Source organism: Campylobacter sp. CCS1377 (assembly GCF_040008265.1).
Lineage (GTDB): Bacteria > Campylobacterota > Campylobacteria > Campylobacterales > Campylobacteraceae > Campylobacter_D.
In genome coordinates this window covers 553265-564125 of sequence record NZ_CP155620.1, presented here as the reverse complement: position 1 = coordinate 564125, position 10861 = coordinate 553265, and the positions used below count along the sequence as shown (strand labels likewise).

Annotated in this window: 9 protein-coding genes, 2 tRNA genes and 1 pseudogene; 7 read left to right on the top strand and 5 right to left on the bottom strand. The window is 31.2% G+C overall.

The annotated features are described in order from the left end of the window. Positions 1-67: 67 nt before the first annotated feature. Positions 68-142 (top strand) — tRNA-Gln (locus tag AAH949_RS02890). 14 nt (positions 143-156) lie between these two features. After that, positions 157-232, top strand: a tRNA-Met gene (locus AAH949_RS02885). A 745-nt stretch (positions 233-977) separates the two neighbouring features. Here the strand turns inward: AAH949_RS02885 and pyrF are convergent. The 5 genes and pseudogenes from pyrF to AAH949_RS02860 all read right to left on the bottom strand — a co-directional run. Continuing rightward, a pseudogene (gene pyrF, locus AAH949_RS02880) lies at positions 978-1646 on the bottom strand (orotidine-5'-phosphate decarboxylase); the annotation flags it as partial. After that, positions 1647-2045, bottom strand: coding sequence for a transcription antitermination factor NusB (nusB, locus tag AAH949_RS02875; RefSeq protein ID WP_134238422.1), 399 nt, complete (start codon positions 2043-2045; stop codon positions 1647-1649). 8 nt (positions 2046-2053) lie between these two features. Continuing rightward, positions 2054-2518 (bottom strand): 6,7-dimethyl-8-ribityllumazine synthase, encoded by a 465-nt coding sequence (gene ribH / locus AAH949_RS02870; protein ID WP_134238423.1) that lies wholly within the window; start codon positions 2516-2518, stop codon positions 2054-2056. A gap of 12 nt (positions 2519-2530) precedes the next feature. Continuing rightward, positions 2531-3337: a 3-deoxy-8-phosphooctulonate synthase gene (gene kdsA, locus AAH949_RS02865; protein ID WP_134238424.1), complete on the bottom strand. Its 807-nt coding sequence runs from the start codon at positions 3335-3337 to the stop codon at positions 2531-2533. Then, positions 3334-4251, bottom strand: a complete 918-nt coding sequence (locus tag AAH949_RS02860; RefSeq protein ID WP_134238425.1) for a DMT family transporter — start codon at positions 4249-4251, stop codon at positions 3334-3336. The genes kdsA and AAH949_RS02860 overlap by 4 nt, the downstream gene beginning before the upstream one ends. A 102-nt stretch (positions 4252-4353) precedes the next feature. Here AAH949_RS02860 and der point away from each other — a divergent pair, with 102 nt between their 5' ends. The 5 genes from der to AAH949_RS02835 are packed head-to-tail and all read left to right on the top strand — an operon-like array spanning position 4354 to position 10826. Then, a complete protein-coding gene (der, locus tag AAH949_RS02855) occupies positions 4354-5733 on the top strand; it encodes a ribosome biogenesis GTPase Der (protein ID WP_348518926.1) in 1380 nt (459 codons plus the stop codon). Further along, positions 5723-6217 carry a shikimate kinase gene (locus AAH949_RS02850; protein ID WP_134238427.1) on the top strand — a complete coding sequence of 165 codons (495 nt, stop codon included), beginning with the start codon at positions 5723-5725 and terminating at the stop codon, positions 6215-6217. Before der ends, AAH949_RS02850 begins: the two co-directional genes overlap by 11 nt. Next, entirely contained in the window at positions 6214-7173 is a 960-nt protein-coding gene (trpS, locus tag AAH949_RS02845; RefSeq protein WP_348518925.1) for a tryptophan--tRNA ligase, read from the top strand. The genes AAH949_RS02850 and trpS overlap by 4 nt, the downstream gene beginning before the upstream one ends. A gap of 11 nt (positions 7174-7184) precedes the next feature. Further along, the gene (gene serS, locus AAH949_RS02840) at positions 7185-8420 is read left to right on the top strand and encodes a serine--tRNA ligase (RefSeq protein WP_348518924.1); all 1236 of its coding nucleotides are present in this window, start codon (positions 7185-7187) and stop codon (positions 8418-8420) included. Positions 8421-8429: 9 nt separating this feature from the next. Beyond that, positions 8430-10826: a tetratricopeptide repeat protein gene (locus tag AAH949_RS02835; protein ID WP_134238430.1), complete on the top strand. Its 2397-nt coding sequence runs from the start codon at positions 8430-8432 to the stop codon at positions 10824-10826. The last annotated feature ends 35 nt before the right edge of the window (positions 10827-10861 follow it).

Genomic DNA, 10861 nt, shown 5'->3' with positions numbered 1-10861 from the left:
CAAAAAAATTAATTTGCACTATAATCACATTTCTAAATTACTTATAATGCGATTAACACAAAATTATTGGGGTATCGCCAAGCGGTAAGGCAACAGGTTTTGGTCCTGTCATTCAGGGGTTCGAATCCCTTTACCCCATCCACATTATCTTATTATCGCGAAGTAGAGCAGTGGTTAGCTCGTCGGGCTCATAACCCGAAGGTCGGGAGTTCAAATCTCCCCTTCGCAACCAATGGACTTATTTTGATTAATTTCAATTTATTCTAACTCTTTTTATTTACCTATAAAATAAGGCTTTGTTAGATACTAGATTATTTTTAATTTATTTTAAATTTACTATACTTAGAAATATTTTTTATTGACTTTATTATTGTTCTTAATAAAATTTACTATTGACCTAAAGGAATAAAAGTGCTAAACGATACCAAAATAAAGGCTTTGAAAGCCAAAGAGAATAAATATTATTTGCTGATTTTGATAATTTACTTCTTTGTGTTTATCCTAGTGGCAAAAAACTTTTATGTTTAATTATAAATGCTCCAAAACTTTAAAATACAAAAGACTAACTCTAGGAGAATACCCCATTCTAAGTCTTACCAACGCTAGAAAGCAAAAAGATAATTTAAAAATTCAGAGATGACTTAAAAATTCTATGTAAAATAGAATCATTTAATGAAAGAAATAGAACACTTAGATATTTTTCGGTCTTGGTATCAGCTCTGCAACAAGCAATATCAAAATAGAAATAAAAAACAAACACAACAATCATATTTCCAGTTTTAACTACTAGTAAAAATACCAATAAGAGTTTTTGTCTTTAGTGGCAATGCTAAAAATACACTTGAGGCAAGTATATAAAAAATCATATCGCATATAAAATATAATTACATCAAAACAAATAAATAAAATTGCTACTTAAATTTAATAAATTTCAAGCGATTTCAAACCAAAATTTTAAAGAGAAACTAAATCAAAGTAAGGATTTTTTGACAAAGCTCTTTAGGATTTTGTGCTCTATAAATAGGTCTTCCAACTACTATAAAATCACTTAAATTTTCTCTAGCTGTTGCTAAATCAGCTACGCGTTTTTGGTCATTGCTTTCTTCGCCAAAAGGACGAATGCCTGGTGTTAGAGTAAGGAAATTTGAATTGGTATTTTCTTTAATTTTTTTACTTTCAAAAACAGAGCAAACCATACCATCAAGTCCATTTTCATAACTCATTTTAGAAAAATGTATCACCGCTTCATCAATATTTTGTTTATAAATACTATAGAAATTTTCTTCATCAAAACTTGTTAAAGCTGAAACCGCCAAAACCAAAGGTCGCTTGGAAAGTTTATTTAACCTATTCATCACTTCTTGCATAGCAACTTTCCCAGCACTTGCATGGATATTAATCATATCAACACCCAATTTTGAAATTTCCTCACAAGCATCAGCCATAGTATTTGGAATGTCATAAATTTTAAGATCGAGAAAAATTTTAAAATCATCGATTTTTTTTAACTCCTCTATGATTTTAAATCCATCCCTTAAATAAGTTCTCAATCCCACTTTTAGCCATAAATCTAAGCCTTTTAAATGCTTTACAAGGTCTAAACATTCCCTAGAACTTGCAAGATCAAGTGCCACACAAAGCTTCATTTATAAATCTTTCTTTAAGGCATCTAAAACGCCATTAATAAATTTAGGTGCATTATCACTACCCAATTCTTTAGCAAGTTCAATGGCTTCATTGATTACAATAGCCTTATCTGTCTGGCTAAACAAAAGCTCATAAGCTCCGAGTCTTAGAATAGATCTTTCTATAATGCCAAGTCTTTGAAGCTCTTTTTCATTTAAATACATACTTAACTTTTTATCAATAGTTTCCAAATTTTCGAAAACTCCTTGATAAAGACTTAAAGTAAAATGCTTTTGCTCGTTACGAATTTTTTTTTCATCTAGAAACTCTTCTACGAAATCTTCACGAGCAGAATGATTTAACTCTTTTGCATAAAGCAGAGAAATTACACTCTGTCTTACCTGATGTCTTGTTGCCATTTTATTCCTTAAAATTTCTTAGTTAAATCAAGCATTTCTATGATAGTAGTCATTGCTTCAAAACCTTTATTTCCTACTTTAGTCCCTGCTCTTTCTATGGCTTGTTCTATAGTATCGGTTGTCAAAACACCAAAACTTACAGGAGTGTTATGATTTAAACTTACATTGGCAATGCCTTTAGTTGTTTCTGCCGAAACATAATCAAAATGCGGAGTTGATCCGCGAATCACCGCACCCACGCAACAAATCGCATCAAATTTTTTACTTTCAATTGCTTTTTTTAAAGCATATGGAAGTTCAAAAGCACCTGGAACTAAAATAAGGCTTAGATTTTCTTCTTTTCCACCATGTCTTAAAAAAGCATCTTTTGCACCTTCTACTAATCTATCTGTAATCAAGTGATTAAATCTTGCATTGATAATAGCGATTTTCTCATCACCCTTTAGTTGTAATTTTCCTTCAATTATAGTCATTATTTTTCCTTTTTATTTTATGATATTTTGAATTTCTAAAAGTGTTTTTACGCAATTTTTAAGGCGTGTAAGATCAAGCATATTAGGTCCATCACATAAAGCCTTGCAAGGATTAATATGTGTTTCAAAGAAAAAGCCATCTACGCCTACTGCAGCTGCGGCTCTTGCCAAAGGCTCTACAAATTCACTTTTTCCGCCACTACTTCCACCTGCAGCTCCAGGCATTTGCACGCTATGCGTCGCATCAAAAATCACAGGTGCAAATTCACGCATTATCACCAACGAACGCATATCTACAACTAAATTTCCATAGCCAAAACTAGCCCCTCTTTCAGCCACAAAAACCCCATTTTTATCTGCTACTTCATAACCCTCTTCTTCTACGCCACGCGTTTGAAGTATTTTTTTAACGCTATATTTAATATCGCTTGGATTTAAAAATTGACCTTTTTTGATATTAACTTTTGCTTTTGTTTTGGCCGCTGCGACTAAAAGGTCTGTTTGGCGACATAAAAAAGCAGGAATTTGCAAGACATCAGCCGCTTCACTTGCAGGAGCTGCTTGAGTGCTTTCATGGATATCAGTTAAGATTTTCATACCAAATTCATCTTTTACGCTTTGTAGAATTTTAAGTCCTTCTTCAAGCCCAGGCCCACGAAAAGAATCAATGCTCGTGCGATTTGCCTTATCAAAACTTGATTTAAAATAAAATTCTATATTTTCATTTTCATTAAATTCTTGCAATTCTTTTGCTACCTTAAAAACCAAATCCTTATTTTCTATCACGCAAGGACCGGCGATTAATATCATTTTTTTCATTTATTTCCTTTATTTCTTACTAAAATTAATCCGCCAAAAACGATGCCTATTATACCTAAAAAAACCATAGCACTTGGTAAATTATCTCCCAAAATTATACCCACCACCAAGCTAAAAACCACATCAAGATAACTCACGCCCGCTACAACTCCTGCTTGCTTGGCTATACCATAAGACTTTGTGATATGAATTTGATAAAGAGTTCCAAGTGCGCCCACAAAAAGCAAAAGTAAACTAGCTTTCAAAGAAGGCATTACAAAAGGTGCTATTAAAAAATCCAATTCTTTTATTTCATAAAAACTTCCGATAATCATCGAAAATAAAGGCATTAAAGTCCCAATAAATATAAAAGAAAAAGCAATGAGTTCTGTAGGATAATATTTTCTTAACTCTCTAACACTAGTAAGTGCTAAAGCAGCAAAAAATCCACTCAAAATTCCTAGTGAAGAGTTTTTTAAATCAAAGCCCGAATGCGTAGAAGTATCTGCCCAAGGTTGAGCGATTAAAAGCACTCCGCTAAATGCAATTAATATTCCCACCCAGCCTTTAAATCCTATATTTTCTTTAAAAATCACAAATGCAATAAGAGTAATAAAAATAGGTGCAGTTTTTTGAAAAGCAAATGCCCCGCCTAAAGAAATATGGGAAATATTATAAAAAAATAAATAAAGCGACAAAGTCCCAGCAACTCCCCTAAAAATCAAAAGCCATAGATGTTTGCCTTCCTTATGAACTTTGCTTTTTCTCATCATAAAAAGCAAAACCATTACCCCAATAATATTTCTAAAAAACATAATTTCAATTGAACTCATTTCTTTGCTTAAAATTTTAGCACAAGCACCCATTAGTGCAAAATCAAGACAAGCTAAAATCATAAAATAAATTCCCAAATTATGCTTAATCACTCTAAGCATCTTTTTTCCTTGATTAAATTCTGGCTAATTCTAGTCTTTTTTTGCTTAATTTTAAGGCAAATTTTATATAATTTTTCTTTAAAAATATAATTTAGGATAAAAATGCAAAGCATTATACTTATAGGCAAACCAAATGTGGGAAAATCAAGCCTTTTTAATAGAATAGCAAAACAAAGAATAGCCATTACAAGTGAAATTTCAGGCACCACAAGAGATACAAATAAAACAGAAGTGCAAATTAATGACAAAAAAGCCTTGCTTATAGATAGTGGCGGACTTGATGAAAGTGATGAGCTTTTTAAAAATGTTAAAAAAAATACTTTAAAAGTCGCCAAAGAAAGCGATATTATCCTTTATTTAGTCGATGGAAAATTAGCTCCCGATGATGAAGATAGACATTTTTTTTATTCTTTAAAAAAATTAGGAAAGCCTATTGCCTTAGTGATTAATAAAGTAGACAACAAAAAAGATGAAGAAAGAGCGTGGGAATTTGCAAATTTTGGAGTAAAAGAGATTTTTAATCTTTCTGTTACGCATAATGTCGGACTTGATGAACTTTATATTTGGCTTGAAAAATTTTTAGATGAGCAGTTTTTAATCGCTGATGAAGAAGAGAATTTAGAAGATTTTTTAGAGCATTATGAAGAAGGAAAAGAATTTAATTTTAAAGAAGTCGATCAAAATCACATAAGAGTAGGTATTGTAGGGCGTGTAAATGTAGGAAAATCGAGCCTTTTAAATGCTTTAGTAAAAGAGGAAAGAAGTGTAGTAAGTAGCATTGCTGGCACAACTATTGATCCTGTAAATGAAAGCATTATCCATAAAGATAAAATGATAGAATTTGTAGATACCGCAGGCATTAGAAAACGCGGTAAAATTCAAGGACTTGAACGCTTTGCACTCAATAGAACAGAAAAAATTTTAGAAAAATCCCAAATCGCACTTTTAGTTTTAGATGCTAATGAAGGTTTTAATGAATTAGACGAAAGAATAGCCGGACTTGTGGCAAAGCATTATTTAGGCGTTATTATTGTGCTTAATAAATGGGATAAAACCGAGTTTGAATTTGACAAAGTAGTAAAAGAATTAAAACTGGATCGTTTTAAATTCCTAGCTTATGCACCTATTATTAGCGTTTCAGCTTTAAGCGGAAAAAGAGTACATGTATTGCTTGATAAAATTTTAGAAGTTTTTGAAAATTTCACGCAAAAAATCCCAACTTCAAAACTTAATGATTTGATAGCCCAAGCTACAAAAGCACATCCTTTACCACATGATTATGGAAAATTAGTAAAAATTTATTATGCAGTACAATATGACTTAGCACCACCAAAAATTGCTCTTATTATGAATCGCCCCAAGGTTTTGCATTTTAGCTATAAAAGATATTTACAAAACCAAATCAGAAAGAAATTTAATTTTGAAGGTGTTCCTTTAATCATTGCTTCACGCAAAAAAGGCAACAAAGATAATGATGAATAAAAATATCATTTTTACAGGCTTTATGGGTAGCGGTAAGAGCACTATTGCAAAGGCTTTTGCTAGAGAAAATGATCTTGTTTTTTTAGATAGCGATGATTTAATTGAAGCTAAATTTAATCAAAAAATTGTAGAAATTTTTAAAGAAAAAGGTGAGGAATTTTTTAGAAAAGAAGAGCAAAAAATGGCAGATTTTTTTTGTTCTTGCAAAGGTGCTTCCATAGCAAGCGGCGGAGGATTTGTAAATGTTTTAGATTTTGAAAAAATAGGCTTTTGTGTGTATTTAAAGGCTTCTTTTTTATATTTGCAAAAACGCTTAAGCAAAGATGAACTTGCTAAAAGACCTTTGTTTAAAGATGAAAATAAAGCAAAAAAATTATATAATGAAAGATTAAAAATTTACGAAAGTAAAGCAAATTTAGTGCTAAATGTAGAAAATAAAAGTATTGATGAACTTATAAAAGAAATAAAAAAGGTAATATCATGAGAGTATTAACAGGACTTCAGCCTAGTGGGGATTTACATATAGGCAATTATTTTGGTGCTATAAAGCAAATGATTGAAGCACAAAATGAAAATGAAATGTTTATGTTTATTGCAAATTATCATGCTATGACTTCAAGTCAAGATGGCGAGAAATTAAAACAAAATTCACTAAAAGCCGCGGCAGCTTTTTTGAGTCTTGGTATAGATCCTAATAAAAGTGTATTTTGGCTTCAAAGCGATGTTAAGGAGATAGTGGAGCTTTACTGGATCTTGTCACAATTTACACCTATGGGTTTATTAGAACGCGCACATAGTTATAAAGATAAAATAGCCAAAGGCCTAAATGCTTCTCATGGACTTTTTTCTTATCCTGTTTTGATGGCGGCTGATATTTTACTTTTTAATACGCAAATTGTTCCGGTTGGAAAAGATCAAATTCAGCATGTTGAAATCGCACGCGATATAGCTTTAAAAGTCAATAATGAATGGGGTGAAATTTTTACCCTACCTCAAGCTAAGGTAAATGAAGAAGTAGCTGTTGTAGTAGGAACTGACGGGGCTAAAATGAGTAAATCTTATCAAAATACCATTGATATTTTTGCCACAGAAAAAATTTTAAAAAAACAAATTTCATCCATAGTAACCAATAGTACTGCTTTAGAAGAGCCAAAAGACTGGCAAAATTGCAATGTATTTAAAATCGCAAAATTATTCTTAAATGAAAGCGAGCAAAAAGCTTTGCAAGATCGTTATGAAAAGGGTGGCGAAGGCTATGGGCATTTTAAAATGTATTTAAATGAATTAATCAGTACCTATTTTAATGATGCTAAAAAAGAATACGAAAGATTACTATCAAATCCTCATGAAATCGATGATGTTTTGCAAATGGGCGCAAAAAAAGCAAAAGAACAAGCACAAAAAACTATGCAAAAAATTTATGATAAAATAGGATTATAAAAGGAGAATTGATGTTGGATTTAAAAAATTTACAAAACAATTTTGAAGAAATTGCAAAAAAATTAAAAACAAAAAAAGTGGATGAAAAATTATTAAAAGAATTGAATGATATTTTTGTTCTTTTAAAAAAAGAAAGAGCTATATTAGAAGAATTTCAAGCCTTTCAAAATAAATTTAGCAAAGAGCTTGCTAGCACAGATGACAAAGAAAGCTTAAAAGCGAAATTAAGCGAAAATAAGATTAAAATCAATGAGCAAAACAAAATAGTGAGTGATTTAGAAAATAAACTAGAAAAAATTGCAAGTACTATTCCAAACATCCCTGATGAGTGTGTTCCTGTGGGCGAAGATGAAGATGAAAATGTTGAAATCAAAAAGGTTTTAACGCCTCCTCAATTTGATTTTACCCCAAAAGAGCATCATGATTTGGGTGAAAGTTTAAATTGGCTTGATTTTGTGCGTGGGGTTAAAATTTCACAAAGTCGTTTTTGCGTACTTAAAAATGAAGGTGCTTTGCTTAGTCGCGCTTTGGTAAATTATATGATTGATTTTAATAGAAGTCGTGGTTTTGAATTTGTCAATGTACCTTTTTTAGTAAATAGCGAAACAATGTTTGGCACTGGACAACTTCCTAAATTTAAAGATGATATGTATAAGGTCAAAGATGAAGATTTATATCTTATCTCCACTTCTGAAATTCCTGTGACAAATCTTTATAGTAGTGAAATCTTAACAAGCGAAAGTTTGCCTATAAAAATGACTTGTTATAGTGCTTGTTTTAGAAAAGAAGCAGGAAGCGCGGGACGCGATACAAGGGGCATTATCCGCCAACACCAATTTGAAAAAGTTGAGCTTGTAAGCATTACAAAACCCGAACAAAGTGATAGCGTTTTTAATGAGATGGTAGAATGCGCGAGTGATTTGCTAAGCTCATTAGGTTTAGCACACAGACATTTGATGCTTTGCACTGGTGATTTAGGCTTTAGTGCAGCAAAAACAATAGACCTTGAAGTATGGATACCATCGCAGAATAAATACCGCGAGATTAGTTCTGTTTCAAATTGTCGTGATTTTCAAGCAAGGCGTGCAAAAATTCGCTATAAAAACGAAAAAGGTAAAAATGAACTCGTGCATACTCTAAACGGCTCTTCTTTAGCAGTTGGTAGAACTTTAGTAGCAATTATGGAAAATTATCAAGACAAAGAAGGTAAAATCACTATCCCCGATGTACTTAAAAAATATCTATAGGTAAAAACCATGGCAGAAGAAATTATTCTCAAAGAAGATGATAGCAAACAAAACGAACAAGAAAACCTCAATCAAACCGTTGAAAATTCAAATCTTGATGAACAAGAAGAAATGTTTGAACTTGGAAAAAACGAAGAAGGTGCTCAAAACAACAACGAAACTCATCAAGCTACTTTTGAGGAGCAAAAAACCAATAATTCGTGGCTTAAAGGGAAAAAATTTATTGTTTTATTAAGCATTTTATGTGTAGTGTTAATAGCATTACTTATTTTTGTTTTCTATCTCTTTTTTGGAAACAAAGAAGAAAGTTCTAAAATTGTCTTAACGACCCCACAAGCCCAAATTCCGAAAGATAATTTTTCTGCCAAATTTGAAATGCAAAAAATCGAAGATATGGTGCAAAAAGCAAACGCCCTTTACCTTAAAGGAGAAATCGAACAAGCTTTAAAAGTATATGAACAAATTGCAGTTTATAGTGAAGCCATTTCAAACTACAATTTAGGTGTTTCTCAAATGAAACAAGCTAATTACGCACTAGCACTTGAAAGCTTTAAAAAAGCCATTGCGAGTAAAGAAAATCAAACTGTGGCAGCCATCAATGCAGCTGTTTGTGCTTTGCATTTAGGTAATGAGAAACTCTTTCAATATTATATTGATTTAGCTTATGTGTATTTATCTAATGAGGGAGATTCTAAGCTTTTTAATTATTATTTAAGTTTAATTAACTATTACAAGGGTTATTATCTAGAGTCTCTACAAATGCTTCAAAAAACACAAGTTGAACCTTACACAGATAATGCTAAATATTTGGGTGCAAAAATTTATGCACAAATAAATTTAGATAAACAAGCTATTGCAAATTTACAAGAACAAGAAAGTTACGAAGCAAGTTTGCCTTTAGGACTTTTATATGCAAGAATGGGTGAATGGGATAAAGCAAAACCAGCTCTTGATCGTGCTACAAAAATCGACGCATTAAGCAATCAAGCTCTAAGTGCACTTTCTTTAGTAGAATTAAAAACCGGAATGTATCAAAATCTTATTACAAAAATAAGTAATAAAAATAAAGCAGAACAAGCACAAATTTTAGGCATTTACAAAATCAAAACTGAACTTAAAAAAGAACTTTTTAATATAAGCATTGCACAAAGTAAATTTACAAAAGACTTCTTAAGTGATTTTCATAACCAAGCCGATCTTTTATTTTATTTTGCTCCTTATCAAGTTTTTGATTCTTCTCAAGCTTTTGACTATATCAACAAAGCTAATGCCACAGCTTTTTTAGAAGATGAGCAAAGTAATAACTCATATTTAAATAAAGGCAATGCCCTATCTTCAATAAATGCAAAACTTGCTAAAATCATTATGCAAGCCTTTAATTATAAACTCAGAGATGCCAATGAAGCTTTTAAAAATTTACTTCAAAATCACAAAGAGCACAGTGTTTTAAATTATAATCTTGCCTTATCCTATGCACAATTAAAAAATTATGATCAAGCGTATAAATACTTTACCACAAGCTATCATTTAGATCCCACAAATTATACCGCTGGTGCATTTGCAATACTGAGTGCAAAAATGATAAAACAAGACTTCACAAAATTGAATAATGAAATTTTAGAAAATATCAATGCTGATTCAAATTTTAATTCTCAAATATCAAGAAATATTATTTTACTCGCAAATAACGACTATGCAGCAACACTACCTTATTTAGATGAAGAAAATCAAAGCAAAAATCCATTAAATTTTATTTTTAGAGCTATTATTGCTAAAAATAATAACTTACACAATCGATCAGACCTTGAAATTGCTAATTTAAAAAAAGCCTTACCAAAAGACATCATAGCAAATATTTTATTCTTTAACTCCCAAAATTCAAATTTAAATATTAAAGAATATGCCAAAAATGCTCAGCTTTATTTCCAGAATAGTTCGCTTGATTATAACGCTTTATTTGGTGGCGCTAGTGTGGTTTTGGAAAACTATGTCACACTCATGCAAATTACCGGACTTTTAAATCAAGAAAGAGAAAAACTCAAACATCAATTAAGTATCAGTAAAGAAAATTCACAAGGTATTACTTTAGCTTTAGCCTATATGGATATTTTTGCAAGACAATTTCAAGAATCTTACGCACTTTATAATATACTTATAGATGAATACCAAATTAAAGATTCCAACACCTTATTTTTAGCTGCCGTAGCCGCAATAGGAGCCAATAATCCAAATTCAGCGGTAGCGCTTTTAGAACTAGCAAAATTACAAAATAATCAAAATCAAGAAGCAAGAGTAGCACTAGGCTTATTGTATCATCAACTTGAAAATTACGAACCCGCTTTATACCAATACGAGCGTATAGAAAATAATTTCAAAAGTAAATTTTTTACCTTCGATATCAAATAAATTCAAACCTAGAAAACTAGGTTTGAAAAGCATTA

Bases quoted from the DNA above. Each gene is read 5' to 3' on its own strand.
- nusB (WP_134238422.1), bottom strand. From the start codon at position 2,045: ATGGCAACAAGACATCAGGTAAGACAGAGTGTAATTTCTCTGCTTTAT.
- ribH (WP_134238423.1), bottom strand. From the start codon at position 2,518: ATGACTATAATTGAAGGAAAATTACAACTAAAGGGTGATGAGAAAATC.
- kdsA (WP_134238424.1), bottom strand. From the start codon at position 3,337: ATGAAAAAAATGATATTAATCGCCGGTCCTTGCGTGATAGAAAATAAG.
- AAH949_RS02860 (WP_134238425.1), bottom strand. From the start codon at position 4,251: ATGCTTAGAGTGATTAAGCATAATTTGGGAATTTATTTTATGATTTTA.
- der (WP_348518926.1), top strand. From the start codon at position 4,354: ATGCAAAGCATTATACTTATAGGCAAACCAAATGTGGGAAAATCAAGC.
- AAH949_RS02850 (WP_134238427.1), top strand. From the start codon at position 5,723: ATGATGAATAAAAATATCATTTTTACAGGCTTTATGGGTAGCGGTAAG.
- trpS (WP_348518925.1), top strand. From the start codon at position 6,214: ATGAGAGTATTAACAGGACTTCAGCCTAGTGGGGATTTACATATAGGC.
- serS (WP_348518924.1), top strand. From the start codon at position 7,185: ATGTTGGATTTAAAAAATTTACAAAACAATTTTGAAGAAATTGCAAAA.
- AAH949_RS02835 (WP_134238430.1), top strand. From the start codon at position 8,430: ATGGCAGAAGAAATTATTCTCAAAGAAGATGATAGCAAACAAAACGAA.